This window comes from Stenotrophomonas sp. YJH_SMC_81 (assembly GCF_059370875.1).
In genome coordinates this window covers 546,532-571,801 of sequence record NZ_JCAFUB010000002.1, presented here as the reverse complement: position 1 = coordinate 571,801, position 25,270 = coordinate 546,532, and the positions used below count along the sequence as shown (strand labels likewise).

The window sequence follows — 25,270 nt, the reverse complement described above, 5'->3', positions numbered from 1 at the left end:
TGGACCGGCAGTCCACACCTACCCTCATCAATCGACCTCGACCATCTCGAAATCAGCCTTGGTCACCCCGCAATCCGGGCAGGTCCAGGTCTCGGGAATGTCCTCCCAGCGCGTCCCTGGCGCGATGCCTTCCTCCGGCAAGCCTTCCGCTTCGCTGTACAGGAAGCCGCAGACCACGCACATCCAGGTGCGCAAGGTGGTGGGGGTGGCATCGCTCATCGGATAATCAGGACTGGATTCACGGGCCGCCATTGTCCCATCGCGGTCCACTCACCGGTAGCCATCGATGACTTCTGCTTCCCCGGCGCCCCGCGGCGTCTACCTGATCACCCCGGACGAGCCCGATACCGCACGCCTGCTGGCCCGCACCGCGCCGCTGCTGGCCACGGGCGCCACTTGGCTGCAGTACCGCAACAAGACCGCAAGCGACGCGCTGCGGCGGGAACAGGCCACCGCGCTGCAGGCACTGTGCGCAGACCACGGCGTGCCGCTGATCGTCAACGACGACCCGGCGCTGGCCAAGGCCGTGGGCGCGGCGGGCGTGCACCTGGGCGGTACCGACGGCGACATCCCCAGCGCGCGCGCCCTGCTCGGCCCCGAGGCCATCATCGGCGCCTCCTGCTATGACCAGCTGGCCAATGCCGAGAGGGCCGTCGCCGCCGGCGCCAGCTACGTGGCCTTCGGCGCGTTTTTCCCGACCACCACCAAGATCACCACCAGCCGCGCCCATACCGACCTGCTGCGGCAAAGCGCCGCACTGGGCGTGCCGCGGGTGGCGATTGGTGGCCTGACGCCGGACAATGTCGGTCCCATCATCGACGCCGGCGCCGATCTGGTCGCCGTGGTCAGCAGCGTGTTCGCCGCCGAAGACCCGGTCGCGACCCAGCGCGCCTTCCTCGCCCAGTTCGCGTAACGCCCAGGATATTCCCCCATGAACCACGACCAGTCCCACGCCCTGTTCTCCCGCGCCCAGCAGCTGTTGCCGGGCGGCGTCAATTCGCCGGTGCGCGCGTTCAAGTCGGTCGGCGGCGAACCGTTCTTCGTCGAGCGCGCCGACGGCGCCTACCTGTACGACGTCGACGGCAACCGCTACATCGACTACGTCGGCTCCTGGGGCCCGATGATCGTCGGCCACAACCACCCGGCGGTACGCCAGGCGGTGAAGAAGGCGATCGACAACGGCCTGTCGTTCGGCGCGCCATGCGCGACTGAAGTCACCATGGCCGAGACCATCACCCGCCTGGTGCCGTCGTGCGAGATGGTGCGCATGGTCAACTCCGGCACCGAGGCCACCCTGTCGGCGATCCGCCTGGCGCGTGGCGCCACCGGCCGCAACCGCATCGTCAAGTTCGAAGGCTGCTACCACGGCCACGGCGACTCGTTCCTGGTCAAGGCCGGCAGCGGCATGCTGACCCTGGGCGTGCCGACCTCGCCGGGCGTCCCGGCCGGGCTGAGCGAACTGACCCTGACCCTGCCCTACAACGACTTCGAAGCGGCCACTGCGCTGTTCGAGCAGCAGGGCGATGACATCGCCGGCCTGATCATCGAACCGGTGGTCGGCAACGCCAACTGCATCCCGCCGCGCGAGGGCTACCTGCAGCACCTGCGCGAACTGTGCACGAACCACGGCGCGCTGCTGATCTTCGACGAAGTGATGACCGGCTTCCGCGTTGCCCTCGGCGGTGCGCAGGCGCACTACGGCATCACCCCGGACCTGACCACCTTCGGCAAGATCATCGGCGGCGGCATGCCGGTGGGCGCCTACGGCGGGCGCCGCGAGCTGATGCAGCAGATCGCCCCGGCCGGCCCGATCTACCAGGCCGGCACGCTGAGCGGCAACCCGGTGGCGATGGCCGCTGGCCTGGCGATGCTGGAGCTGATCCAGCAGCCGGGCTTCCACGCCGACCTGGCCGAGCGCACTGCACGCCTGTGCGCCGGCCTGGAAGCGGCCGCCGCCGAAGCCGGCGTGGCGGTGACCACCACCCGCGTGGGTGCGATGTTCGGGCTGTTCTTCACCAGTGAGAAGGTGGAGACCTATGCGCAGGCCACCGCCTGTGACATCCCAGCGTTCAACCGCTTCTTCCACGCGATGCTGGAGCAGGGCGTGTTCCTGGCGCCGTCGGCGTACGAGGCCGGTTTCCTGTCCAGCGCGCACGATGATGCCGTGATCGAGACCACCCTCGCCGCTGCACGCGTGGCATTCAAGGCCGCCAAGGGCTGATCGCAAAAAAAGGGGACGGAGGGGATTAAGTCGTTTGTGCATAAACGACTTAATCCCCTCCGTCCCCTTTTTTCAACCGAAGACGAACTTGCCCTTCATCATCGCGAAGTGGCCGGGGAACGAGCAGAAGAAGGTGTAGTCACCGCCCTTCTGCAGACCCTGGGTAGAGAAACGCACGCGCGTGATCTCGCCACCGCCGATCACCTTGGTGTGCGCCAGCACGCGCTTGTCGGCCTTCGGCAGGTAGCTGTCGGCCAGGGTCATGCGCATGCCCGCCATCGCCACCGGCTGGTAATCGGCCGTGCGGGTCAGCACCCAGTTGTGGCCCATCGCGGTAGCGGCGAGCTTGCCGGTATGGCGCAGGGTCAGGTCCACGGCAGTGCAGTCGGCGGCAAGCTTGATCTCGCGAGTGCTGAAGCTCATCTGGTCGGTGCTGTCGATGCTCACCGCACACACCCGCGCCATCGCCGGCGGCGCCAGCATCAGCGCGCCCAGCCCCACTGCCACCCACCAAGCCTTCATCGTTGCCTCTCCTGCGGATTCAAGCACCATTCTAGGCAGGCCCCTGCGGCCGCGTCTGCGACCGTCTGTCGCATGCCTACTCCAGGGTTTCCCGCGCACTCACTGCAATGGCATGCTCGACCGATGCGGATCGACCTGTTGCTGCTGGATGTGGATGGCGTGCTGGTGCAGTACCAGCGCGCGCAGCGCGTGCTGCACCTGGCCCAGGCACTGCAGGTTCCGACGCAGGCCGTACAGGCCGCGCTGTATGACAGCGGACTGGAAGCGGCGCATGACAACTGCACGCTGGATGGCCCGGCCTATCTGGCGCAGCTGGGGGAGTGCCTGGGCAGGACCATCGATGTACCCAGCTGGATCGCCGCACGCCAAGCGGCCAGCCATCCGCAGCACGCGGTGCTGCAGCGGCTGCAGGTTCTGCAGCTGCCGCTGGCGGTACTGACCAACAATGGCGCGCTGATGGTGCAGGCGCTGCCCACCCTGCTGCCGGAACTGTTCCCTGCGCTGCAGGGACGCGTGTTCTGCAGCGCCGATTTCGGCCTGCGCAAACCCGCACCGGAGGTCTTCCTGCGCACGCTTGAGGCCCTCGGCGTGGCGCCTTCGCGCACGCTGTTCGTCGATGACCTGTTCGCCAATGTGCGCGGTGCACGCGCCGCCGGCCTGCACGCGGAAACCGTGCGCGATGGCCGTGGCTTGGGCAAGGTGTTGAAGCGTTACCAGATTGCGTGAACCACTGTAGAGCCGAGCCCATGCTCGGCTCTACAGATGCCTCTGCCGGCTTCAGCGCGCGGCGATGAACGCCGCAATCGCTGCGCGCAGGCGCTTGAGGCCTTCGGCCACTTCTTCGTCGGTGATGTTCAACGACGGCACGAAGCGCAACACGTCCGGGCCGGCCTGCAGGGTCAGCAGGCCGTGCTCGGCGGCATGGTCGAGGATCGCCCCGGCCTGGCCGGCGAAGTCCTTGCCCAGCACCGCGCCCAGCATCAGGCCGCGGCCGCGCACTTGGCTGAACACACCGAACTCGTCGTTGATGCGGGCAAAGCCATCGCGCAGTGCCTTCGACTGGCGGCTGACATTGGCGGCGATCTCTGCCGAGGCCAGCTTGCGCAGCGCCACGCGGGCCACCGCAGCAGCCAGCGGGTTGCCGCCGAAGGTGGTGCCGTGCGCGCCGAACTGCATGGTCTCGGCCACCTTCGGGCCGGCCAGCATCGCGCCGATCGGGAAGCCGCCACCGAGTGCCTTGGCCAGGGTGACCATGTCCGGCACCACATCATCCTGCCAGTGCGCGAACAGCGTGCCGGTACGGCCCATGCCGGCCTGGATCTCGTCCAGCACCAGCAGTGCGTTGTGCTGGTCGCACAGTTCACGCACGCGCTTGAGGAAACCGGACTTGGCCGGCATCACGCCGCCCTCGCCCTGGATGGGCTCCAGCATCACCGCCGCCACGTCGCCGGCGGCCATCGCGGTTTCCAGCTGCACCTCATCGTTGAAATCGATGTAGCGGAAGCCGCCAGGCAGCGGCTCGTAGCCTTCCTGGTACTTCGGCTGGGCGGTAGCGGTCACCGCGCCCATCGTGCGGCCGTGGAAGCTGCCACGGAAAGTGATGATCACCCGCTTGTCGGCGGGACGGCCCTGGCTGGAGGCCCACTTGCGGACCATCTTGATCGCCACTTCGTTGGCTTCGGCGCCGGAATTGCACAGGAACACGCGCTCGGCGAAGCGGCTGGCCTTCACCAGCTCCTCGGCCAGATGCAGCGGCGGTGCGCTGTAGAACACATTGCTGGTGTGCCAGAGCTTGCCGGCCTGCTCGACCAGCGCGGCCACCAGGTCCGGATCGTTGTGGCCCAGGCCGCACACGGCGATACCCGCAGCCAGGTCGATGAACTCACGCCCCTGGCTATCCCACACGCGGGCGCCCTGCCCTCGCTCCAGTACCACCTGGCGGGGCTTGTAGACCGGCAGGTAATAGTGCGAAAGGGAGATCAGCGGATCGGTCGCGGTGGTCATGGCAGTCGGCAGGGTTCAGGAACGCCCATTCTCGCGCCGGAGCCCCTGCTGCACAATGCGCCCATGCGACCGTTTTCCGCCCCCCAGCTCAACCCCGCCACCGAGACCGGCTGGCGCCGTCGGTGGTTCGACATCATCTACCGCCATGACTCGCGGCCCTCGCGCAACTTCGACCTGATCCTGGTGGTGGCGATCGTCGCCAGCATCCTGGTGGTGATGATCGACAGCGTGCAGCACCTGCATGCCGAGTGGTCCACCGGCCTGTACATCCTGGAATGGGGCTTCACCATCATCTTCACCGCCGAGTACCTGCTGCGCCTGGCGGTGGTCAAGCGCCCGCTGCGCTACGCGGTGAGCATCTGGGGCATCATCGACCTGCTGTCGATCCTGCCCGCCTACCTGTCGATGTTCATCCCGGGCGCGCAGAGCCTGCTGGTGGTGCGTGCGCTGCGCATCCTGCGCGTGTTCCGCATCCTCAAGCTGACCCGCTACATCGAGGAAAGCGGCGTCCTGATGACGTCGCTGTGGCGCAGCCGGCGCAAGGTGCTGGTGTTCCTGTTCACGGTGATCACCATCACCATCATCGCCGGCGCGCTGATGTACGTGATCGAGGGCCCCGAACACGGCTTCACGAATATCCCGGCCAGCATGTACTGGGCGGTGGTGACCATGGCCACGGTCGGCTTCGGCGACATCGTGCCGCAGACCGTGCTTGGCCGCTTCGTCACCTCGGTGCTGATCCTGATCGGCTACAGCATCATCGCCGTGCCCACCGGCATCTACACCGCCGAACTGGCCAGCACCATGCGCGAAGCCGAACTGGCCGCGCGCCGCGATGCCCGCGGCTGCCCGCATTGCGGGCTGGAGGGGCATGAACCGGATGCGCGCCACTGCCGCAAGTGTGGTGGCCAGCTGCCGGATGCGTTCAGCCATTGAGGCACATGCCGGCCCGCGGCCGGCACTACCGGACCAACAGGGTGCGCGCCGGGCATGGCCCAGCGCTACCGTGAGCAGATCCACGCCCCGCGTGGATCGCCCTCAACGCATGCGGTTGCTGGTGGTTACCAGGTCGTTGTAGGCATCCAGAATCGTCGACTGTGCGCCTTCAGGGTCGGTGGTGAGCCAGCTGCCCGACGCCTTGCGCTCGGCAGCCAGCGCATCGTCGGTGATCGGTTTGCCCTGTTTCAGGCGCTCGACTCCGCGCCCGGCTGTACGCACCAGCTTGTCGGCCGAGCGCTGCACATGGCCCCACATCGGGTCGTCCTTGCCGACACCACCGTTCTGGATTTCCGTCACCAGCGCCTGAAAGTCGGCCAGCTGGCCGCGCAACACCGCAACGTCCGGTGCCTCGCCCTGGAACGTCATTGCCAGCTGCTTGCCATCGCCGACAAGGCGCAGATGGTAGTACGCCAGCGAGCGGCCTTCGCTTTCCTCGATCTGCTTCAGCTGGACGGCGCGGCGATCGTTCTCGTTCTTTTCCAGTGCCGCATCCATCGCCTCGCTGGCCTTGAAGAAATCAGCATAGGCCTGCATCAGCGGGGCATGCTGGCTGCGCATCCCTTCACCACCGTCGCGACGATAGTCCTCGCGGGTGAAATAGCCATCGGCGCGCTCGATCAGGGTGTTCAGCGCCAGGAACGCCTGCTGGTACTGCCGCGCGGCCGCATCCAGCGACGTCGCCGGGGCCTTTGCCAGCGCCTCGCTCAACGGCTGGCCGCAGTATTCCACGCGGTGCGAAAGCACCTTGCCCGGTGAGCGCGGCTGTGCTTCCTTGCCGGTCGGACCCGCCTCAGGATCCTTCATCCAGCCGGTGTAAGTCTGGAAGCCTTCGTGGATGGGCTGTTCGACGCCGTTGTAGCACTGGATGTAGGCGTTGACCTTCTCCAAGCCGGGATCGGCGACTGCCAGCCCGGCCGGGTTGTTGCAGCCGGCCAGCACGCCAAGCAGGAGAACAGGAATCAGGCGTGTGGATGCATGCAAATCAGTTCCTTGCACAAGTGAAAACTGCAGGCATCGTCATGCATGGCGCGAGCGCGCGCTCCAGCACCTCGGCAAGGTGCTGGCATTCGGGGCTGCAGGGCGTGTCATGCCGCAATCAACCTGCTCAATCGCGACAAAAATGAAGCGTTGAGCTTCCCGCTTACTGGCGGTTGCTCTGGAAAACCAGCGAGTTGTATTCCTGCATCAGCTTGTTGGCCGAGCCGCGTGGCGCCATCGAGGGCGAATCCAGCATGCGCCGTTCGAAATCGCTGTAGGGCGTCTTGCTGCTGACCCGCTGCAGCCGCTCCTTGCCTTCCCGACGGAAGTTCTCGGCTTCGCGCTCGAAGCTGTTCCAGTCCAGCTTGCCCGGCTCCTGATCGGCCACCTTGGCATGCGCCTCGTCGGAAATACGGTTGAAGGCGTCGAGTCGTTCACGGGCTTGGGCCGGATCAAAGTCGTCGTCGCTCATCAGCTCCACGATCGCTTTGGCTTCCAGCATCATCGCCAGACGGTAGTACTCGCGCGTTCGCCCCTCGGCCTGTTCCAATACCTTGAGCTGCTCGCGCTGGGCAGCGTCATTCTGGCGCTCCAGCTCGGCGTTGAACGTTTCGCTGGCAGCCACGAAGTCCTTGAATGCGGCCATCAAGGGCGCGTGCAGTTGCTTGCCCTTGGCAAACTGGTCGTCTTCGTAGTCCTGGCGATCGTAGTAGTCGTGCGCCTCCTTGCTGATCGGCACCAGCGCCTTCAGCGCCTGCTGATAATGGCTGGCAGCAGCATCGAGTTCGGCCAGCGCCGGCTTGGCAGCCATCGCCTCGGTCACCGGGCCATCGCACTGCTTCATGTCGTAATCGCTGATCTCGAACGGGCCGTACACCTGTGTCTCGCGCCCGGTCGGGCCGGTCTCGACGTCCTTGATCCAGCGCGTATAGGACTGGAGACTGTCGTGCGTCTTCGAATCAAGCGCGTTGAAGCAGCCGATGTAGGCGTTGAGCTTCGCCGTCAACTGCTGCTGTGCGTCGGACGGCACCGTGTTGGCCTCCGGCTTGCCCGAGGTGCCGGCGTCGCCAGCGGTTGCAGGGCCCTTGCCACCGCAGGCGGCCAGGACAAGCGACAGCGAAGCGGCCAGCGCCGCGACGGAAAGCGTACGTGACATGTGTTCACATCCCTGTTGAAAACGATTACAGCCCTGCATTCTAGCGCAGCAGGCCGAGGGCCGCAGCCCTCGGCCCTGCGCAACGAAGCACTCAGTCCAGGAACAGATCCGGCAACAACGACCGCGACGGGTCCACGGCATAGCCGGACAGATCGCTGACGCCGGCCTGTGCCAGCACTTCATCGTCGATCAGGAACTGGCCGTGGAAGCCTGCCGCTTCACGCACCAGCACCGCATGCGCGGCGTCGGCCATGATCTGCGGCGTACGGCAGCCCGCTGCATCCACGCCCGGAATCATGTTGATTGCATCGGTGGCGATCACCGTGCGCGGCCATAGCGCGTTCACCGCCACCCCCTGCGGGCCGAATTCCGCGGCCAGGCCGAGCGTGACGAAGCTCATGCCCATCTTCGCCAGCGTGTAGCCGGTATGCGCGCCCCACCACTTTGGTTCCAGGCTCGGCGGCGGCGCCAGGGTCAGGATGTGCGGATTCGGCGCCTGCAGCAGGTACGGCAGGCAGGCCTGCGCGCACAGGAAACTGCCGCGCGAATTGACCTGCTGCATCAGGTCGAAGCGTTTCATCGGCGTATCCAGCGTGCCACGCAGCCAGATCGCGCTGGCGTTGTTGATCAGGATGTCGATGCCCCCAAAGGTGTCGACCGTGGCCGCAACCGCGGCCTGCACCTGCTCTTCCTCGCGGATATCGCACTTCAGCGCCAGCCCTTGGCCACCGGCGGCGGTAACGGCCTCGGCCGCGCTGTGGATGGTGCCCGGCAGCTTCGGATTCGGCACCGCCGACTTGGCCGCAATGGCCACGTTGGCCCCGTCACGCGCAGCGCGCAGTGCGATGGCCAGGCCGATGCCACGCGAGGCACCCGTGATGAAAAGCGTTTTGCCCTGCAGACTGCCCACGTTCCACACTCCAGCGTATGCAATGAGCCGCTAGTATGCCGCGCCGACGTGGAGTTCACCCGGCCTTGACGATACTGGCGCCTCCAGTCAACGCACGAGGTCCACGCCATGCGCCGTTCCCGCCTGTTGCTGCCTGCCCTGGGGCTTGCCCTGCTGACCGCCTGCCAGGGCCGTTCGCCGGAACCCGGCAAGGAACCGTCGGCCGGTGACACGCCCAGCGCAGAAAAAGCCGCCGCGGACGGCAAGCTGCGCTGGAGCGAGGCAGTGGTGTGGGATGGCGACCTCAACGCCTGCCGCCAGGGCGAGAATGCGGCCACGCGTGAGTGCCTGCGCGATGCGATGCGCGCTGGTGGCGCCAGCGCCGATGCGATCATCGCCGCCGAACAGCTGTCCACCGGCGGCGAGCTGGCCTACGTGACGGCCTGGCATGAGAACGAAGGCCTGGGCATTGCCACGGTCGAGTATCCGTTCCGCGCCAACACCAACGAGGGTACCCGCCTGGTCGACGCCACCGGCAAGCGCATCGATGTGGATGCCGTGCAGCTGGACGACACCCTGCGTGCCGACCCCGCCGTGCAGGCCCTGCTGAAGGACCACCCGCAGGCCACGCCGTTCGCACCGGCGCAGTCGGCCGGGGCCACGCCGCTGGAGAACGGCGGCATCCGCCTGCTGTACCGCACGCCGCTGCGCGACTGCCACGCCTGCCCGGATGTGGGCCAGCTGCAGATCGCCTACGACTTCGACGCCAAGCGCAACTTCATCGGCCAGCAGGTAGTGCCGGCAACGCCGTAAGATCACAAGCCTCTGTAGAGCCGAGCCATGCTCGGCTCTACAATACGGTTCTCCCCTGCGCATCCACGCATCGCGTGGATCTACCGGTACACCTGCACCTGCTTCCTCAGCAGATGCGGCACGATCAGCTGATGCACCGGCGCAACCGGCAGCATGTACACGCGGCCGAACGCGTTGTGCGTATGCACCACCGTCACCACCTCCAGCACGTCGCCCTGCCACTGCAGGGCCAGCTGCACACGCAGGTGGCGGTCGTCGTCTTCCAGCACGATGGCATCGTCGCTGAGCGACTGCAGGGTGAAGATGCCCAACCGCTGCCCGGGTTGAGGATCCGCAACATCCTGCACCGCGCGCAACGAGCCCAGGTGCTTCATGCCGAGCAGGCGCATGCCGCGATTGCGCAGCGCCATCAGCCCATCGAACCAGCCGGGAATGGTCGCGGCCATATCGCGATAGGCCCGCAAGGCCGAGCGCCCATCACGATGGGTTGTTGCCTGGCAGGCGTGCACGAAGTCGGCACCGGCCAGCTGTGGGCGAAGGACGCTTCCCGCACTCGATGGGCCGGTCACTACCTGCAGTGGACTCACGGCTTGGGCCCTTGCCCCTCGTTGTCTTCCCAATGCAGGATGCGACGGGTAACGAAGCGGTAGACCGGCTTGCCCGTGGCGAACCACAGTTCGCGCACCCACGAGGTGCGCTTGAGCACGCGCTTTTCCACTGGGGTGAGCGACTCACGGCAGTACATGCGCTTGTGCTTGAGCAGGTGGCGCAGGTCCTCGCGGGCCAGCAGGCGCATCCAGCGCGAGCGCGGGTTGCCGATCACTGCCAGCTGGAAGTCGATCAATGCCGGGCGGCCGTCTTCGGTCACCAGCCAGTTGGCTTCCTTGGCCAGGTCGTTGTGGGCCACGCCGCGCCGATGCAGCTGCTGCAGCAGCCGACGCGCGGCGCGGAACCAGGCCAGGTCGCCACGCGGTGGGCGCTGGTACATGGCGTCGCCGGCCATGAAACTGCGGTCGAGATGATGTCCATTCCACGCCAGCAGCTGCGGCACGTCGGCCATGCCATGGATATGGCGCAGCGCGCGCGCTTCGCGGCGGGCCAGCCACCAGGCCGGCAGGCGCAACCACAGCGGCGTGGCGCCCAGGTCACGGCGTACGAAGGGGCCGGCAGGCCCTTCCACACGGAGGATGCGACCGAAGCTGTCGGCCTTCAAAGCATGTGGTGGCGTGTCTGGCGTATGCGGCATGGGCCCATTCTAGGCGATGGCGCCGGTTGCAAACGGTCACCAAGCGGCTGGGAACCAGTCACCTTCACGCCCCTATAATCGGGCAATGGACTCTTCATGGATCGACGCCACGCTTGCGTGGATTGCCGCTCACCCCGTGCTGGCGGGTGCCGTTATCTTCCTCATCGCCTTCTGCGATGCGGTGATCATTCTCGGCGCCATCGTGCCGGCGCTGCCGCTGCTGTTTGCGGTAGGCGTGTTCATCGGCCTGGGCCAGATCTCCGGACCGTACGCGGTGGCGGCGGCCGCACTGGGCGCGTTCGCCGGTGATGGCATCAGTTACTGGATCGGCCGCCGCTGGGGCGATCGCCTGCGCGGCATCTGGCCGTTCAGCCGCTACCCGCAGCTGCTCGACCGCGGCGAGAACCTGTTCCGTCGCAATGCGTTCAAGAGCATTCTGGTGGCACGCTACGTCGGCGCGATCCGGCCGTTCGTGCCGGCCATCGCGGGCATGATGAAGATGCCAGCCAGCCGCTATGTACAGGCCAGTGGTATCGCCAGCATTTCATGGGCGGTACTGTTCCTGGCCCCGGGCTGGATTCTTGGCGAGGCCTATGACGCGGTGGCCGCAGTAGCCGGTCGGCTGGTGGTGGTGGTCGGCCTGCTGGCGGTGATCCTCGGCCTGGTCTGGGCCATCGTGCTGTACGGCTACCGCTGGTCGGCCGCGCGCATGGACAACTGGCTGGCACGCCTGCTTGACTGGTCCAACCGCCATCCGACGCTGGGCCGCTACACCGTCGGTGTGCTGGACCCGAAGCGGCGCGAGTCGGTGCCGCTGGCGATGCTGGCGCTGATGCTGCTGGTGCTGGGCTGGGGCTGGTTCGCGCTGCTGACCGTGGTGGTTGCGCATGGCGAGCCGCTGGCGATCGACCTGCTGGTGCACCAGGCCATGCTGGCGCTGCGCAATCCGTTGGCCGATTACCCGATGGCCGCGCTGGCCTCACTGGGCGCCTGGCAGGTACTGCTGCCGGCCACTGCGGCGGCGATGGGCTACCTGGTCTGGCGCCGGCGCTGGATGGCGGCCGCGCACTGGCTGGCCGCGCTGGCCTTCGGCCTGGCGCTGACCATGCTGCTCGGCGCTACCGTCGATGTTGTGCGCCCGGTCGACGCCAGCAGTGGCTTCGGCTTCCCGTCGGTGTCGGTGACGATGGCCACCATCACCTTCGGCTTCTTCGCGGTGCTGATCGCCCGCGAGATGCCCGGCCGTACCCGCGTCTGGCCGTACCTGGTATCGGGCATCGTGGTCAGCCTGATCGGCTTCTCGCGCCTGTACCTGGGCGCGCATTGGCTGAGCGATGTGATCGGCGGCATGCTGTTCGGCACGTTCTGGCTGCTGGTGCTGGGCATCGCCTACCGCCGCCGCTTCAACCGCTCGTTCTGGGTGAAGCCGGTGGCATGGCTGTTCTACGGCGTGTTCGCCGTCGCCGCGATGTGGTACGCACCGCGCAACATCCCGGTGAAGCTGGAACGCTTCGAGCCGACCTTGCCGGCCCCGCAGGCAATGGACACGCAGGCCTGGTGGCAGCACGACTGGGCGACACTGCCGGCGCGCCGCAACGAGTTCGATGACGACCAGCGCTGGCCGTTGGACGTGCAGGTGGCCGGTCCGCTGGCACCGCTGCAGGCGCAACTGGAAGCGCGCGGCTGGAAGCGGCAGGAGCAGGCCGGCTGGCAGCAGGCGCTGCTGATGCTGGACAAGAACACCGGCGCCGATGAACTGCCGGTGCTGCCGGCGACGCTGGAAACCCGCGTGGAAGCGCTGTTGATGGTACGCCCGGGTACACACCGTGATGAGCGCTACGTACTGCGCCTGTGGCCGGCCCCTGCGCAGTTGCAGCCGGGCAACACGCCGCTGTGGCTGGGCAGTGCACAGACCCTGCGCTACGAACGCCATTTCGAGTGGATCGGCATGTGGCACCCGCTGCGTGGCGTCGACCCGGCATTGAATGCCGTGAAGGACGCCGTGCAGGAGCTGCCGCAGCGCGAGGACGTGCACAGCGAAACCGGGTTGCCGGTGCTGCGGCTGAAGACTACAACGCCCTGACCGGTACCGGTGCGCGATCCAACAAGCCGAGCATAGGCTCGGCTCTACAGTAGATCCACGCCATGCGTGGATGCGGATTCCACGGATACCCCAGCGTGTGCCCCAAGGTGCACACCCACCCGAGGATGGCGTCTACGGCATCCAGCCCAGCAGCTGCTGCAGACGCTGGTGCGGGTCATCCAGCTGCAGCAGCTGCAACCGCTGCTGCTCGCTCAGCGGCAGCAGCTCGGCCAGCCGCCAGCCGACCCAGCTGGCCTGGTCCAGCAGCGCCGGATTGGCCGGCGCATAGGCCTCGCCGGCCTGCTCGATGATGTGCCCCAGCACCGTGGCCAGCAGTGCATGCTGCGGCCGCAGTTCGTCATCGGGGTCTTCCTCGCACCAGCGCACATCAGCCACCACCAGGCCGTTGTCGCGCACGCGGGTGCGCTCGACATGGAAGCGACGGGTGCCGCGCAGGCGCAGCTGCAGCACGCCGTCGGCGCCGACATCGAAGTCTTCGATGCGTACCTGCACGCCAAAGGCGGCCGGTGTCGCCGGTGCGCCGACCTCCTCGCCCTCGAGGATCAGGCAGACGCCAAATCCCTCACCACTGCGGCCGCTGTCGCGGACAAGGTCCAGATAGCGCCGCTCGAACACGCGCAGGCCCACCGCTGCACCCGGTACCAGCGCGGTGTGCAGCGGGAACAGCGGCAGCGAGCCGTCGCCACTCATCGGGCGTGCAGCGCGGCGAGGAAGCGGCGCGGCGCGCCGTCGAAGCCACCGTTGGACATGAATACCACGTGGTCACCGCTGCGCGCGCTGGCCTGCAGCTGCGCCAGCAATGCGTCGGTATCGGGCACCGCGTGGGCTTGGCCACGCACCGCGGCGATCACCGCCGCAGCATCCCAGGCCAGTTCCGGGCGATGCAGGAACACCACTTCATCGGCCAGCGCCAGCGAGGGAGCCAGCGCCTGCGCATGTGCGCCCAGCCGCATCGAGTTGCTGCGCGGCTCCATCGCGACCACGATGCGCGCATCACCCACCTTGGAACGCAGGCCCTCCAGCGTGGTGGCGATCGCAGTCGGATGGTGGGCGAAATCGTCGTAGACGGTGATGCCGTCATGGCTGCCGATCACTTCCATGCGGCGCTTGACGCTGCGGAAGCGCGGCAGCGCTGGAATAACCTGGGCAGGTGCCACGCCCACTGCATGCGCGGCGGCCAGCGCAGCCAGTCCATTGAGCACGTTGTGGCGGCCCAGCAGCGACCACTGCACATCACCCAGCGCCTGCCCACGATGATGCACGCGGAACGCGCTGCCGTCGGCAGCCAGCAGCTCGGCATGCCATTCCAGCGCCGGATCGAAGCCGAAGCGCTCGACCGGGGTCCAGCAGCCCATCGCCAGCACTTCGGCCAGGTACTGATCCTCGCCGTTGACGATCAGCCGGCCACGTGCGGGTACGGTACGCACCAGATGGTGGAACTGGCGCTGGATCGCGGCCACGTCCGGGAAGATGTCGGCGTGGTCGTATTCAAGGTTGTTGAGGATGGCCACCAGCGGCCGGTAGTGCACGAACTTGCTACGCTTGTCGAAGAAGGCCGTGTCGTACTCATCGGCCTCGACCACGAACTCGCGGCCCCGGCCCACGCGGGCGGAGACACCGAAATCCTCGGCGACACCACCGATCAGGAAGCCCGGCGAGCGGCCTGCACTTTCCAGCAGCCAGGTGAGGATGGTGGTGGTGGTGGTCTTGCCGTGGGTACCGGCCACGGCCAGCGTGTCGCGGCCCGGCAGCACCTGCTCGGACAGCCACTGCGCGCCGGAGATATAGCGCTGGCCGGCATCGAGCACGGCTTCCACGGCGGCATTGCCGCGCGACAGCGCGTTGCCGATCACTACCTCGTCGGTGCCGGCCGGCACGCTGTCGGCGCGGTAGCCCTGGTCCAGGGTGATGCCCAGCTGTTCGAGCTGGGTCGACATCGGCGGATAGATGGCCTGGTCGCTGCCGCTGACGGAATGCCCAAGTTCCCGCGCCAGGGCGGCCACGCCGCCCATGAAGGTGCCGGCAATTGCAAGGATATGTACGCTGCTCATGACCGAGGATTGTGACCGATGACGGCTGTATAGGGCCAATGTCCGCTATCGGGTAAGACAACCCCTACACGGGATGTGAGAAAACTCCAATCAACTGTCAGGGAATTCCCGATAGCGATGTTCTGTGAACCCGGACACAATTCGAACTGCCAGCCGCAGTACCCGAACCGGTCCTACTCCCCAAGAGGCCATCCCCAAGGGAGCTCATGCTGCGGGGCCCTGAGCAAGCCCTTCGCTGGCGCCTATCAAACGACACAGGCCTGATCCTCGCGGACCAGGCCTGTGCTTTTTGCGCCGGAAGGACCGGACGCGTGCCGGCCCCGCCGGATCAGGCCTTGATCGCTGCCAGGATGCGGGCTTCGATCTCGTCCAGCTCACCGACGCCATCGACGCGGGCCAGGGTGCCACGGCCGGCGTAGAAATCGACCACCGGGGCGGTCTGGTCGTTGTAGACCTGCAGGCGCTGGCGCACCGCTTCCGGGTTGTCATCGGCGCGGCCCTGCTCCTTGGCACGACCGGCAATGCGGTCGACCAGCAGCTCGGTGGGCACATCCAGCTGTACCACCGCGTCCAGCGGCTGGCCGATCTTGGCCAGCAGGCCGTCCATCGCATTGGCCTGGGCCACGTTGCGCGGATAACCATCAAGGATGAAGCCCTTGGCGACATCGGCCTGGGTCAGGCGCGACTCCAGCATGCCCAGCAGGATGTCGTCCGACACCAGGTTGCCGGCATCCATCACCGTCTTGGCCTGCTTGCCCAGCTCGGTGCCGGCGGCGATTTCCGCGCGCAGCATGTCACCGGTCGAAATGTGGGCGATCCCCAGCTTTTCCTTCAGGCGCGTCGCCTGTGTCCCCTTGCCCGAACCGGGCGGTCCCAACAGAACCAATCGCATTGACCTGACTCCAACGTGTTGAAAACAAAGAAGGTTCGCGTCCCGGACGGTCCGGTATCGCTGCACCGCAATAGCGCCACTTTACCGCATCCGGGTAATGTCCCTGCAATGTCCCCTCCCCCGAGCAGGTAGAAGCATGCGCAACGGTACTCTCCTTTATGCCCAGTCCGGCGGTGTCACCGCCGTCATCAATGCCACGGCGGCAGCGGTGATCGAACAGGCCCGGGCCAAGGGCATCAAGGTCCTGGCCGCCCGCAACGGCATCCTCGGCGCGCTGCGCGAGGAGCTGATCGACACCAGCAGGGAGAGTGCCGCCGCGATCCGCGCCCTCGCCCATACCCCGGGCGGCGCCTTCGGCTCGTGCCGGGTCAAGCTGAAATCGCTGGACGCCGACCGCGCCCGCTATGACCGCCTGCTGGAGGTGCTGCAGGCCCACGACGTGCGCTGGTTCCTCTACAACGGCGGCAACGACTCGGCCGACACCGCACTGAAGGTCTCGCAGCTGGCCAAGGCCTCCGGCTACGACCTGACCTGTATCGGCGTGCCCAAGACCATCGACAACGACCTTGCCGTTACCGATACCTGCCCCGGCTTCGGATCAGCGGCCAAGTACACCGCGGTCTCGGTCCGCGAGGCGGCACTGGACGTGGCGGCGATGGCCGAAACCTCCACCCGTGTCTTCATCTACGAAGCGATGGGTCGCCACGCTGGCTGGCTGGCCGCCGCCGCCGGCCTGGCCGGCAACGGTGATGACGAAGCGCCGCACATCATCCTGCTGCCTGAGCGCGCCTACGACGAGGCCACGTTCCTGGCCAAGGTGAAAGCCGTGGTCGAGCGCGTCGGCTACTGCGTGGTGGTGGCGTCGGAAGGCATTGCCACCGCCGATGGCCGCTTCGTTGCCGATGCCGGCGGTGGCAAGGACTCGTTCGGTCATTCGCAGCTCGGCGGCGTGGCGGCGCACCTGGCCGGCCGGGTCAAGGATCAGCTGGGCCTGAAGGTGCACTGGGCACTGCCCGATTACCTGCAGCGCTCGGCCCGCCACCTGGCCAGCAGGACCGACTGGGAGCAGGCGCAGGCGGTGGGCAAGGCCGCGGTGCAGCTGGCCCTGAAGGGTCAGAATGGCGTGATGCCGGTGATCGTGCGCAGCAGCGATTCACCGTATCGCTGGAAGATCGAAGCCGCGCCGCTGTCGAAGATCGCCAATCACGAGAAGAAGATGCCGGCTGGTTTCATCCGCCGCGATGGCTTCGGCATCACGGCCAGGGCACGCGCCTACCTGTCACCACTGATCAAGGGCGAAGCACCGCTTCCCTATGGCACCGATGGCCTGCCGAAGTACGTCACCCTGAAGAACGTGTCGGTGAAGCAGAAACTGCCGGCCTTCGAAGGCTGACCTGAAAAAGGGGACGGAGGGGATTAAGTCGCATACGCCCCTCTGTCATCTCCAACAGCATCAGCAGTGGGTCGGATACGACTTAATCCCCTCCGTCCCCTTTTCATGGAGGTCATCATGGCACTGCGTGTTGTTCGACTCGGTACGCCGCGCCAACCCGGCGAGGGACTGCGCATCGGCACGGTGCGGCGGGCGCCGCGCGGCGTGCCGCGCAGCGAGTTCGCCCGACAGGACTGGTACGACGTCTGGTTTCCGACCCTGTCACCCAGCGCGGAGCTGGTGAAGCGGGCACATGAGGCAACGACGGCGGCCGATTGGACCGCCTTCTTCCGCCATTACAAGGCCGAGATGAAGGCGCCCGATGCCGCCCACGCGCTGGACCTTCTGGCGGCGATGTCACAACACAGCGACATCAGTGTGGGCTGCTACTGCGAGGATGAAGCGCACTGCCACCGCAAGGCATTGCGCGAGCTGCTGGTGGCGCGGGGGGCAATGCTGGCGGAGTGATCAGCCGGATGCCGGCCAGCGGCCGGCACTACCACGCGTGGATGACGGCGTGGGCGTAGCGCCCGCGCCACCTCAATTGCAAGCCTTGCCTTCCATCTGCAACTGCGCGGCGAACATCGTCACCTGCGGAATCTGGCCGGCGGCGGCCTGCTTCTTCGCCTCTTCCAGATAAATGCGCGATTGGCCCTGCCCGTCCAGCTCGACCTTGTGGCTCGACGGCAGGCGCCACACCCGCACCACCGCCTGCTGCGCCGGGCACGCGGCATTGGGCACGCGGATCACATCATTGAGCTTCCAGCCCTTGTCGGCACTCGGCTGCGCCTTGGTGTAATCGACGAAGCGCGCGCGTGGCTGGCATTGCTCGCTGGTCCGGACGGCGGAGAAGCGATATGGCGCGGCGGCATCACCGGTGAACGCACCTTCCAGCCGCGCGCAGGCCTCGGGGATCTGCCGCAGCGTATGCACCGCGCCCACCGCCTGCGGCGCACCGACCGCACGCTGCAGTTCCGGCGTTTCCGCAGCGAAGGCCGGTGCGGCCAGGACCAGGGCGGCAAGCATCAACAGGGACAGGCGCATGGGGGATCTCCTACGGGGCTGTGCGCAGGCTTGCAGAGGCTGCCTTAACGGGGTGCAAAGGCCGTTGGCTCGCCAATCATGCCCAGGGCCCGACGGCATGCGCCGCGGCTCCCAGGAGCCAGTCGAGCATGGCTCGACTCTACAAGTGGCGGCACGCATACTGCGGGCACCAGGGAACGCTGAACACCGCCATACGTCGGACGACCGCCAAGGTCGGTACGGGTTGGTTCCAGGCTGCAGCCCGTCGTCCCCCTCGTGGTGCCGTTCATCGCCACTGGATGCCTACATCCATTCTGCGGAGGGGTCTAATGCTGGAACGTCACGGGCTGTCACTGGCGCTGGGCTGCGCCATTCTCGCGATCCTGTTCGGAATCGTCTCGGCGCGCTGGATCCTGCGCCAACCCACCGGCAATGCGCGCATGATCGCGATCGCCACCGCGATCCAGGAAGGTGCGCGTGCCTACCTCAACCGCCAGTACCTGACCATCGGCGTGGCCGGCGTGGTGCTGTTCGTGCTGGTCGGTGTGTTCCTCAGCTGGTACACCGCGATTGGTTTTGCAGTCGGCGCGGTGCTGTCCGGCGCGGCCGGCTACATCGGCATGAACGTGTCCGTACGCGCCAACGTTCGTACCGCAGAGGCGGCGCGCAACGGCATCAGCGCGGCGATGGACGTCGCCTTCCGCGGCGGTGCGATCACCGGCATGCTGGTGGTCGGGCTGGGCCTGCTGGGCGTGGCCGGCTACTACGCACTGCTGCTGCGCATGGGCCTGCCGATGGAACAGGCGCTGCACGCGCTGGTCGGCCTGGCCTTCGGCTCTTCGCTGATCTCGATCTTCGCGCGGTTGGGCGGTGGCATCTTCACCAAGGGCGCCGACGTGGGCGCCGACCTGGTCGGCAAGGTCGAAGCCGGCATTCCCGAAGACGATCCGCGCAACCCGGCGGTGATCGCCGACAACGTCGGTGACAACGTCGGCGACTGCGCCGGCATGGCGGCCGACCTCTTTGAAACCTATGCGGTCACCGTCATCGCCACCATGCTGCTGGGCAGCCTGATGCTGGCCGAAGCCGGTGCCAATGCCGTGCTGTATCCGCTGGTATTGGGCGGCGTGTCGATCATCGCGTCGATCATCGGCGCGCTGTTCGTCAAGGTGAAGCCCGGCGGCTCGATCATGGGCGCGCTGTACAAGGGCGTGATCGTTTCCGGCGTGCTGGCCGCCATCGCTTTCTACCCGATCACCTCCGGGCTGATGTCCGACAACGTGCATGGACCGATGGCGCTGTATGGCTGCGCGCTGATCGGCCTGGTCCTGACCGGCCTGATCGTGTGGATCACCGAGTACTACACCGGCACCCAGTACAAGCCGGTGCAGCACGTGGCGCAGGCCTCGACCACCGGCCACGGCACCAACATCATCGCCGGACTCGGCATCTCGATGAAATCCACCGCGCTGCCGGTGGTGGCGGTGTGTGCGGCGATCTGGGGTGCGTTCGCACTGGGCGGCCTGTACGGCATCGCCATCGCCGCAACCGCGATGCTGTCGATGGCAGGGATGATCGTCGCCCTCGATGCCTACGGCCCGATCACCGACAACGCCGGTGGCATCGCCGAAATGGCCGAGCTGCCTTCGGAGATCCGCGACATCACCGATCCGCTGGATGCGGTGGGCAACACCACCAAGGCCGTGACCAAGGGTTATGCGATCGGCTCGGCGGCGCTGGCGGCACTGGTGCTGTTCGCCGACTACACCCACAACCTGCAGGCAGCCAATCCCGGCCAGGAGTTCCGCTTCGATCTCAGCGACCACACGGTGATCATCGGCCTGTTGATCGGCGGCCTGATTCCCTACCTGTTCGGTGCGATGGCGATGGAAGCGGTCGGCCGCGCGGCAGGCGCAGTGGTGGAAGAAGTACGCCGCCAGTTCCGCGAGATCCCCGGCATCATGCAGGGCACCGGCAAGCCGCAGTACGACAAGGCGGTGGACATGCTGACCCGCTCGGCGATCCGCGAAATGATCGTGCCCTCGCTGTTGCCGGTCGCCGTGCCGGTGGTGGTCGGCCTGCTGCTGGGGCCGCGCGCACTGGGCGGCCTGCTGATCGGCACGATCGTCACCGGCCTGTTCGTGGCCATTTCGATGACCACCGGCGGCGGCGCCTGGGACAATGCCAAGAAATACATCGAGGATGGCCACTTCGGTGGCAAGGGCAGCGAAGCGCACAAGGCCGCGGTGACCGGCGACACTGTTGGTGACCCGTACAAGGACACCGCCGGCCCGGCGATCAACCCGCTGATCAAGATCATCAACATCGTGGCGCTGCTGCTGGTGCCGCTGTTGTAGATCCACGCGGCGCGCGGATGGCAGGCTCGACGGGGTCGGATCCCTTTCCTGCGGAAAGGGATCCGACCCCGATGGCGGCCACCGCCCGGGCCCGGTCAGCAGGCAGCATCGTCTCGGGTTCCAGCGGTATCGGGGGATGCGGCGCGGCGGCGGGCCGCGCGAGGATCCTTGGCGTCGTCCACTTCCACGACCGGATTGGGCTCCGGTCGCGGTGCCGGCCGGCTGAGCACGTAACCGGCGCTGGCGGCAAAGAACAGGCCCACGCCAAGCAACAGGCGCCACGACGGATGCGCGCCCCAGCAGAACAGGGCAAAGCCCGCCGCCATGCCTGCGCTGGCAAACGCCTTGCCCTTGCCCGACACGGCGCCCTGCTCGCGCCACAGCCGCAGCGACGGGCCGTAGCGTGGATGCGCCAGCAGGCGCTGCTCGAACTTCGGCGAGCTGCGCGCGAAGCAGCCCACCGCGAGGATCAGGAAGATGGTGGTCGGCATGACTGGCAGCAATGCGCCGATCACCCCGAGGCCGACCATCAGCCAGCCCAGCGCGAACCAGAGCCAGCGCATCAGCGCTGCACCTGTGGGCGCGCGTCGCGCATCAGGCGAATTCCACTTCGACGTGGCGATGCACGCTGCGGAACGCAGCGTCGGCTGCATCGATCACCTGCTGGTCCTGCTCGGCACTCAGCGGCACCGCGTCCAGCGCAGCGGTGAACTCGCGCCAGTGGCGCGCTGCGCCATCGGGATGGGCGGCCAGGTGGCGGGCGCCGAAATCACGGTCCAGGCCGAGCTTGGCCGCCATCTTGTACAGAATGGTGCCGCCCAGATTGGAGCCTTCGGCCACGTACAGCCAACCCAACGCAGTCGGCAGCGCGAGGTCCGAGGGCAGCGCGTCGATGTCCGCGCCCGGGAGCGTCTGCTCCAGATCCTGCAGGTCGCGCGCGACCTGTCTCAGTCGGCGGCGCGCGCCCAGATCGGGCAGCAATGCGTCCAGCGCAGGATTGGCATACAGCGCATCGATGCTGCGGTGGAAGCGATACTGCACGCGCAGGAAACGGGCGAAGTTGCTGCGGTCGGCGAAGATGTCACCGGCCATGATGCGCTTGTCCAGCGCACCGTGGCTGTCGCGGGTGGCGGCCTTGAGCCGCAGGCTGCGGCTGTCTTCGGGAGCGATGTGTGCGTTCATGGGGGAATGCCAGGAGGGTCGTCCTGCTGTAGACGTCCGCCGCAGGGGTTTCCCCAAGCCCATGTGTGCCGATAATGGGCCATCCCCTTCTTCCACCCGGAACCGATAATGATCACCACCGAACCGCGCATGACCAACCTGTTCCTGCAGCTGGGCCTGGACGCCAGCGCCGAGGGCATCGCCCGCTTCATCCGCGACCACCAGCTGGCCACCGACGTCGAAGTGGTCGAGGCGCCGTACTGGAATGATGCCCAGCGCCAGTTCCTGTCCGAGTCGCTGCAGGCCGATGCGGCATGGACCACCGTGGTGGATGAGCTGAACGAGTCGCTGCACGAAGATGCGGTGAAGGCGTCGAGCGGGCTGTAAGTGCCCTGATGGGGGCGCCGGGCATGGCCCGGCGCTACCGTTGTCTCCCGCTGGGGTCAGAGCCCTTCCGCAGGAAAGGGATCCGACCCCGCAGATCAGTACTTCCAGGTCAACGCCAGCCTTGCGGTGCGACCCGGCGCCGGCATCACGCCCAGAGCCAGCGGGTCCAGGTAATAGCGGTCGGTCAGGTTGTCCACGCCGGCTTCCACCGACAGCTGGTCGTTGAAGCTCCAGCTGGCGAACAGGTCGACCAAGGTGTTCGGCCGGTACAGCTGTTGGATCGCCGACAGGCCCACGTTCCAGTCCTTGTCCAGCCTGCTGATCGGGCCAGCGTTGTGGACCATGCGGGTGCCGAAGGTCAGGCGCTCGTCGAACAGGCGCGAGCCCAGGATCAGGTTGACTGTGTAGCGCGGCGGGTTCTGGGTGTTGGTGTACGAGCCCTCGAAGCCACCGTCCACGCAGTTGGGCGTATTGGCCAGCTCATCATTCCTGCGCTGCGCACCATAGGCACGACGCTCGGCGGCGATGTCCGGCGCGCAGGTCTTGGCCTTGACATAGTAATGCGCGGACAGGTCGGCGAAGACCTTGCCGCTGTCATAGCTGGACTGGAATTCCATGCCCGAGACCTTGAACTGATCGACGTTGCGGATCAGGCCGGCCGAAAGCGTGCGGTAGTCACGGGTGATCAGGTCGTCGATGCGGGTATCGAAGTACGCCAGCTTCAGCGCCAGGCGGTCGCCAGCGGTAAACAGGTCGTAGCGGAGGGTGCTGGCACCGATTTCCCAGCTGCGCGCGCGCTCCGGCTTCAGCTCACCGACCGGCTTGGCAGCGGTGAACAGGCCCAGCGTGGTCTCGAACAGGCTCGGCAGCTTGGTGCCCTCGGCGTACTTCACGTAGACCAGGGTGTCTTCGCTGAAACGGTAGGCCACGCTGGCGGTAGGCGAGAACGCGGTGTCGCGACGGCGGATCGGCTGCGACCAGCTCCAGCTGACCGGCACTTCCAGATCCTGCGGCTTGCCGGCGTCATAGAAGTTCCACCCACCGATGTCGCCCACCGTGCCCTTCTTGTACGGCGAGGCCAGCAGCGATTCCTGGGTGAAATTGCCATTGGCATCCGGATACCAGTTCAGCAGCGCAATGCGCTTTGCACGCCACGACGGCAGTGCCGGGTTTCCGTTGAGCAGCTCGGTGTAGCGGTACTGGCCCTGCACCTCGTAGGCATCGGGCGTGGCCAGCCGGTTGCGGTCGTGCACGTCCACCCGGTTCCAGCGGCCACCGGCCAGCAGCTCCCAGTGTTCGTCGGGCTGCCACTTCAGCGCGGCCACGGCGCTGTATTCCTTGCGCTCGGCATTACGCAGGAAGCGGTTGTTGACCAGGTCATCGTGCATGATCGGGCCCGAGCTGCCCGGGGCGATGTCTTCGTCGCTGTAGGACAGGCCGTAGTCGAGCGTGAACGCACCGGCGCGGGTGCCGAACGTCGAGGTGTTGCTGGCATCCAGGTTGAAGCGCTTCTGCCGCAGCGGGTTCCGGTAGGCATCCTTGTAGCCGGGATCGCCACTGAAACTGGGCGCGTCGTACCACTCGGTGCGGCGATCGAAGTACCACGGCGTGATGCCGGTCAGGCTGTTGTACATCACGCTGTCGGTGTCGGTGTACGCTGCATTGACGCGCAGGTCGATCAGCTCGCTGTCCGGATCGAAGCGATAGCGCAGGGTGTAGCTGTCCATGTCGACGTGGCCCGGGTCCCACTGCGGGATGCGGTCACGGTCGACGCGGATGATCTGCGAGGCCATGATCTCGCCGGCCGTGCCTTCATAGCGGCGGTAGCCGGCTTCCAGGCTCTGCGTGTCATCGATGCGCCAGGTGCCCTTGAGCAGCGCCGACTTCGAACGCGAGGAGGTATTGAACACTTCGGTACGCGGCGGATTCAGCGGCGCCAGCGTACGACGGGTCTGCGGGAAATCATCGTAGCCGTGCTTGCCGGAGAAGTAGTTGCCGTTGTCCCGGTACGCGTAGGCCGCAACCAGGTCGAAGCGGTCCCAGTGACCGGCACCGGCCACGTTGAAGAACTGGCTGCCGGTGGCGCTGCGATCGGTGCGCGGCGTCGCACTGTATGACGGCAGGTTGTTGGCACTGCCATTGGCCAGGCCACCGCGCACGCGCACGCCGAAGTCGCGGCCCTCGCGCAGCACGTCACCGATCTTCAGCGTCTCCATCTCGACCATACCGCCGATGCCACCGGAGGCATTGGCCTGCAGGCTCGGGCCCTTGGTGATGGTCAGGCTGGAGATCAGGTCGGGGTCGAGGTAGGTGCGCTGTGACTGGCCCGCATAGCCGCGGTAGGTGTCCATGCTGGACTGGCCACCGTCGATGATCACCGGTACGCGGCCCTGGCCCTGGATGCCACGGATGTTGACGTCGAAGCCATTGCCGACGCGCGGATCACCGGCGGTGACACCGGCCACACCCTTGACGATGTCACCGTTGGAGGTGCCGCGGAAGCGCTCCAGATGCGCGCGGTCGAGCGTGGTGGTCGAACCCACGCTGCGGTAGCTGTCGAGCAGGCGTGCTTCATCGTTGTTCGCACCACTGTCGACGCGGTCGCCGGCCACACGCAGCGTGCCGGTGACGATCACACCGCTATCGGCCCGCACCGGCGTTGCTGCCTCCAGAGTGACCGCATCGGCGCTGACCCGGCGCACCGCCACGCCACTGCCCTGCAGCAGGTGCTGCAACGCCTGGTTGGCCGACAGGCTGCCGCTGACCGCGTGGGAGGTTGCGCCGTGTGCCAGCGATGCGGGGTACACCACCTGCACGCCGGATTGGCGCATGTAGCTGCGCAGCGCCTCATCCAGCGGTTGTGCAGGAATTTCGAAGCGCAGTACAGCCGCGTGGTCGCTGCGGGCGCTCTGCGCCAGTGCGGGTGGCGTCGTGCTGGCCAGCCCGGCGGCAAGCAACGCAATGCACAGACGGGACGGGCGCAGTACGCGGCCCGAGCGGTGGGAGTCGAACATGGAAGAACCTGTCAGGTAATC

General features: G+C 66.8%; 25 protein-coding genes. 10 read left to right on the top strand and 15 right to left on the bottom strand.

All coding sequences use genetic code 11. The features are described from left to right. Positions 1-27 precede the first annotated feature (27 nt). Positions 28-252, bottom strand: coding sequence for a rubredoxin (locus AC5P8U_RS06140; protein ID WP_014038358.1), 225 nt, complete (start codon positions 250-252; stop codon positions 28-30). Positions 253-286: 34 nt separating this feature from the next. Here AC5P8U_RS06140 and thiE point away from each other — a divergent pair, with 34 nt between their 5' ends. Together thiE and hemL are read left to right on the top strand one after the other, a co-directional pair. Next, positions 287-913 carry a thiamine phosphate synthase gene (thiE, locus tag AC5P8U_RS06135; protein ID WP_072168443.1) on the top strand — a complete coding sequence of 209 codons (627 nt, stop codon included), beginning with the start codon at positions 287-289 and terminating at the stop codon, positions 911-913. Positions 914-931: 18 nt separating this feature from the next. Then, positions 932-2,221 (top strand): glutamate-1-semialdehyde 2,1-aminomutase, encoded by a 1,290-nt coding sequence (gene hemL / locus AC5P8U_RS06130; RefSeq protein WP_438915055.1) that lies wholly within the window; start codon positions 932-934, stop codon positions 2,219-2,221. Positions 2,222-2,293: 72 nt separating this feature from the next. Here hemL and azu read toward each other — a convergent pair whose 3' ends face one another. Then, positions 2,294-2,743 (bottom strand): azurin, encoded by a 450-nt coding sequence (gene azu / locus AC5P8U_RS06125; RefSeq protein ID WP_151354947.1) that lies wholly within the window; start codon positions 2,741-2,743, stop codon positions 2,294-2,296. 123 nt (positions 2,744-2,866) lie between these two features. Here azu and AC5P8U_RS06120 point away from each other — a divergent pair, with 123 nt between their 5' ends. Continuing rightward, a complete protein-coding gene (locus tag AC5P8U_RS06120; RefSeq protein ID WP_447897503.1) occupies positions 2,867-3,469 on the top strand; it encodes an HAD-IA family hydrolase in 603 nt (200 codons plus the stop codon). A 51-nt stretch (positions 3,470-3,520) separates the two neighbouring features. Here the strand turns inward: AC5P8U_RS06120 and AC5P8U_RS06115 are convergent, their stop codons facing one another. Further along, positions 3,521-4,747 (bottom strand): acetylornithine transaminase, encoded by a 1,227-nt coding sequence (locus tag AC5P8U_RS06115; RefSeq protein WP_072168439.1) that lies wholly within the window; start codon positions 4,745-4,747, stop codon positions 3,521-3,523. 63 nt (positions 4,748-4,810) lie between these two features. Here AC5P8U_RS06115 and AC5P8U_RS06110 point away from each other — a divergent pair, with 63 nt between their 5' ends. Then, a complete protein-coding gene (locus AC5P8U_RS06110; protein ID WP_069139259.1) occupies positions 4,811-5,683 on the top strand; it encodes an ion transporter in 873 nt (290 codons plus the stop codon). A 102-nt stretch (positions 5,684-5,785) separates the two neighbouring features. Here the strand turns inward: AC5P8U_RS06110 and AC5P8U_RS06105 are convergent, their stop codons facing one another. The 3 genes from AC5P8U_RS06105 to AC5P8U_RS06095 form a co-directional block, all read right to left on the bottom strand. After that, entirely contained in the window at positions 5,786-6,727 is a 942-nt protein-coding gene (locus AC5P8U_RS06105) for a YiiG family protein (RefSeq protein ID WP_088497617.1), read from the bottom strand. Between the two features lie 160 nt (positions 6,728-6,887). Continuing rightward, positions 6,888-7,880: a YiiG family protein gene (locus AC5P8U_RS06100; RefSeq protein ID WP_088497618.1), complete on the bottom strand. Its 993-nt coding sequence runs from the start codon at positions 7,878-7,880 to the stop codon at positions 6,888-6,890. Between the two features lie 91 nt (positions 7,881-7,971). Further along, positions 7,972-8,790 (bottom strand): SDR family oxidoreductase, encoded by an 819-nt coding sequence (locus AC5P8U_RS06095; RefSeq protein ID WP_088497633.1) that lies wholly within the window; start codon positions 8,788-8,790, stop codon positions 7,972-7,974. A gap of 108 nt (positions 8,791-8,898) precedes the next feature. Here AC5P8U_RS06095 and AC5P8U_RS06090 point away from each other — a divergent pair, with 108 nt between their 5' ends. Next, entirely contained in the window at positions 8,899-9,582 is a 684-nt protein-coding gene (locus tag AC5P8U_RS06090) for a hypothetical protein (protein ID WP_088497619.1), read from the top strand. Positions 9,583-9,662: 80 nt separating this feature from the next. On the opposite strand, the gene AC5P8U_RS06085 is transcribed toward AC5P8U_RS06090, so the two are convergent. Both AC5P8U_RS06085 and AC5P8U_RS06080 read right to left on the bottom strand, forming a co-directional pair. Next, positions 9,663-10,169, bottom strand: coding sequence for a DUF2867 domain-containing protein (locus AC5P8U_RS06085; RefSeq protein WP_495213971.1), 507 nt, complete (start codon positions 10,167-10,169; stop codon positions 9,663-9,665). Further along, positions 10,166-10,828, bottom strand: coding sequence for a serine/threonine-protein kinase (locus AC5P8U_RS06080; protein ID WP_049413709.1), 663 nt, complete (start codon positions 10,826-10,828; stop codon positions 10,166-10,168). The genes AC5P8U_RS06085 and AC5P8U_RS06080 overlap by 4 nt, the downstream gene beginning before the upstream one ends. 85 nt (positions 10,829-10,913) lie before the next feature. Here AC5P8U_RS06080 and AC5P8U_RS06075 point away from each other — a divergent pair, with 85 nt between their 5' ends. Then, the gene (locus AC5P8U_RS06075) at positions 10,914-12,911 is read left to right on the top strand and encodes a bifunctional DedA family/phosphatase PAP2 family protein (protein WP_072168433.1); all 1,998 of its coding nucleotides are present in this window, start codon (positions 10,914-10,916) and stop codon (positions 12,909-12,911) included. A gap of 132 nt (positions 12,912-13,043) precedes the next feature. Here AC5P8U_RS06075 and AC5P8U_RS06070 read toward each other — a convergent pair whose 3' ends face one another. The 3 genes from AC5P8U_RS06070 to AC5P8U_RS06060 all read right to left on the bottom strand — a co-directional run bounded on the left by AC5P8U_RS06070 (position 13,044) and on the right by AC5P8U_RS06060 (position 15,875). Further along, positions 13,044-13,622: an LON peptidase substrate-binding domain-containing protein gene (locus AC5P8U_RS06070; protein WP_072168432.1), complete on the bottom strand. Its 579-nt coding sequence runs from the start codon at positions 13,620-13,622 to the stop codon at positions 13,044-13,046. Further along, entirely contained in the window at positions 13,619-14,983 is a 1,365-nt protein-coding gene (gene mpl, locus AC5P8U_RS06065; protein ID WP_088497622.1) for a UDP-N-acetylmuramate:L-alanyl-gamma-D-glutamyl-meso-diaminopimelate ligase, read from the bottom strand. The genes AC5P8U_RS06070 and mpl overlap by 4 nt, the downstream gene beginning before the upstream one ends. Before the next feature lie 328 nt (positions 14,984-15,311). Continuing rightward, a complete protein-coding gene (locus AC5P8U_RS06060) occupies positions 15,312-15,875 on the bottom strand; it encodes an adenylate kinase (RefSeq protein ID WP_005419045.1) in 564 nt (187 codons plus the stop codon). A gap of 136 nt (positions 15,876-16,011) precedes the next feature. Here AC5P8U_RS06060 and AC5P8U_RS06055 point away from each other — a divergent pair, with 136 nt between their 5' ends. After that, a complete protein-coding gene (locus AC5P8U_RS06055; protein WP_072168430.1) occupies positions 16,012-17,268 on the top strand; it encodes a 6-phosphofructokinase in 1,257 nt (418 codons plus the stop codon). A 117-nt stretch (positions 17,269-17,385) separates the two neighbouring features. Continuing rightward, on the top strand, positions 17,386-17,775 hold the full coding sequence (locus tag AC5P8U_RS06050) for a DUF488 domain-containing protein (protein ID WP_495213967.1): 390 nt from the start codon (positions 17,386-17,388) through the stop codon (positions 17,773-17,775). Between the two features lie 72 nt (positions 17,776-17,847). Here AC5P8U_RS06050 and AC5P8U_RS06045 read toward each other — a convergent pair whose 3' ends face one another. Continuing rightward, a complete protein-coding gene (locus AC5P8U_RS06045) occupies positions 17,848-18,351 on the bottom strand; it encodes a hypothetical protein (RefSeq protein WP_072168428.1) in 504 nt (167 codons plus the stop codon). A 308-nt stretch (positions 18,352-18,659) separates the two neighbouring features. Here AC5P8U_RS06045 and AC5P8U_RS06040 point away from each other — a divergent pair, with 308 nt between their 5' ends. Beyond that, positions 18,660-20,687 (top strand): sodium-translocating pyrophosphatase, encoded by a 2,028-nt coding sequence (locus tag AC5P8U_RS06040; protein ID WP_072168427.1) that lies wholly within the window; start codon positions 18,660-18,662, stop codon positions 20,685-20,687. A gap of 95 nt (positions 20,688-20,782) precedes the next feature. Here the strand turns inward: AC5P8U_RS06040 and AC5P8U_RS06035 are convergent, their stop codons facing one another. Continuing rightward, positions 20,783-21,250, bottom strand: a complete 468-nt coding sequence (locus AC5P8U_RS06035; RefSeq protein ID WP_151354831.1) for a YbaN family protein — start codon at positions 21,248-21,250, stop codon at positions 20,783-20,785. A gap of 31 nt (positions 21,251-21,281) precedes the next feature. After that, the gene (locus tag AC5P8U_RS06030; RefSeq protein ID WP_072168425.1) at positions 21,282-21,869 is read right to left on the bottom strand and encodes a biliverdin-producing heme oxygenase; all 588 of its coding nucleotides are present in this window, start codon (positions 21,867-21,869) and stop codon (positions 21,282-21,284) included. A gap of 108 nt (positions 21,870-21,977) precedes the next feature. Between AC5P8U_RS06030 and AC5P8U_RS06025 the strand changes: the two genes are divergently transcribed. After that, a complete protein-coding gene (locus AC5P8U_RS06025) occupies positions 21,978-22,235 on the top strand; it encodes a DUF2789 domain-containing protein (protein WP_495213964.1) in 258 nt (85 codons plus the stop codon). Between the two features lie 95 nt (positions 22,236-22,330). Here the strand turns inward: AC5P8U_RS06025 and AC5P8U_RS06020 are convergent, their stop codons facing one another. Continuing rightward, a complete protein-coding gene (locus tag AC5P8U_RS06020) occupies positions 22,331-25,249 on the bottom strand; it encodes a TonB-dependent receptor (RefSeq protein ID WP_088497626.1) in 2,919 nt (972 codons plus the stop codon). Positions 25,250-25,270 lie beyond the last annotated feature (21 nt).

Bases quoted from the DNA above. Each gene is read 5' to 3' on its own strand.
- AC5P8U_RS06140 (WP_014038358.1), bottom strand. From the start codon at position 252: ATGGCGGCCCGTGAATCCAGTCCTGATTATCCGATGAGCGATGCCACC.
- thiE (WP_072168443.1), top strand. From the start codon at position 287: ATGACTTCTGCTTCCCCGGCGCCCCGCGGCGTCTACCTGATCACCCCG.
- hemL (WP_438915055.1), top strand. From the start codon at position 932: ATGAACCACGACCAGTCCCACGCCCTGTTCTCCCGCGCCCAGCAGCTG.
- azu (WP_151354947.1), bottom strand. From the start codon at position 2,743: ATGAAGGCTTGGTGGGTGGCAGTGGGGCTGGGCGCGCTGATGCTGGCG.
- AC5P8U_RS06120 (WP_447897503.1), top strand. From the start codon at position 2,867: ATGCGGATCGACCTGTTGCTGCTGGATGTGGATGGCGTGCTGGTGCAG.
- AC5P8U_RS06115 (WP_072168439.1), bottom strand. From the start codon at position 4,747: ATGACCACCGCGACCGATCCGCTGATCTCCCTTTCGCACTATTACCTG.
- AC5P8U_RS06110 (WP_069139259.1), top strand. From the start codon at position 4,811: ATGCGACCGTTTTCCGCCCCCCAGCTCAACCCCGCCACCGAGACCGGC.
- AC5P8U_RS06100 (WP_088497618.1), bottom strand. From the start codon at position 7,880: ATGTCACGTACGCTTTCCGTCGCGGCGCTGGCCGCTTCGCTGTCGCTT.
- AC5P8U_RS06090 (WP_088497619.1), top strand. From the start codon at position 8,899: ATGCGCCGTTCCCGCCTGTTGCTGCCTGCCCTGGGGCTTGCCCTGCTG.
- AC5P8U_RS06080 (WP_049413709.1), bottom strand. From the start codon at position 10,828: ATGCCGCATACGCCAGACACGCCACCACATGCTTTGAAGGCCGACAGC.
- AC5P8U_RS06075 (WP_072168433.1), top strand. From the start codon at position 10,914: ATGGACTCTTCATGGATCGACGCCACGCTTGCGTGGATTGCCGCTCAC.
- AC5P8U_RS06070 (WP_072168432.1), bottom strand. From the start codon at position 13,622: ATGAGTGGCGACGGCTCGCTGCCGCTGTTCCCGCTGCACACCGCGCTG.
- mpl (WP_088497622.1), bottom strand. From the start codon at position 14,983: ATGAGCAGCGTACATATCCTTGCAATTGCCGGCACCTTCATGGGCGGC.
- AC5P8U_RS06060 (WP_005419045.1), bottom strand. From the start codon at position 15,875: ATGCGATTGGTTCTGTTGGGACCGCCCGGTTCGGGCAAGGGGACACAG.
- AC5P8U_RS06055 (WP_072168430.1), top strand. From the start codon at position 16,012: ATGCGCAACGGTACTCTCCTTTATGCCCAGTCCGGCGGTGTCACCGCC.
- AC5P8U_RS06050 (WP_495213967.1), top strand. From the start codon at position 17,386: ATGGCACTGCGTGTTGTTCGACTCGGTACGCCGCGCCAACCCGGCGAG.
- AC5P8U_RS06045 (WP_072168428.1), bottom strand. From the start codon at position 18,351: ATGCGCCTGTCCCTGTTGATGCTTGCCGCCCTGGTCCTGGCCGCACCG.
- AC5P8U_RS06040 (WP_072168427.1), top strand. From the start codon at position 18,660: ATGCTGGAACGTCACGGGCTGTCACTGGCGCTGGGCTGCGCCATTCTC.
- AC5P8U_RS06035 (WP_151354831.1), bottom strand. From the start codon at position 21,250: ATGCGCTGGCTCTGGTTCGCGCTGGGCTGGCTGATGGTCGGCCTCGGG.
- AC5P8U_RS06030 (WP_072168425.1), bottom strand. From the start codon at position 21,869: ATGAACGCACACATCGCTCCCGAAGACAGCCGCAGCCTGCGGCTCAAG.
- AC5P8U_RS06025 (WP_495213964.1), top strand. From the start codon at position 21,978: ATGATCACCACCGAACCGCGCATGACCAACCTGTTCCTGCAGCTGGGC.
- AC5P8U_RS06020 (WP_088497626.1), bottom strand. From the start codon at position 25,249: ATGTTCGACTCCCACCGCTCGGGCCGCGTACTGCGCCCGTCCCGTCTG.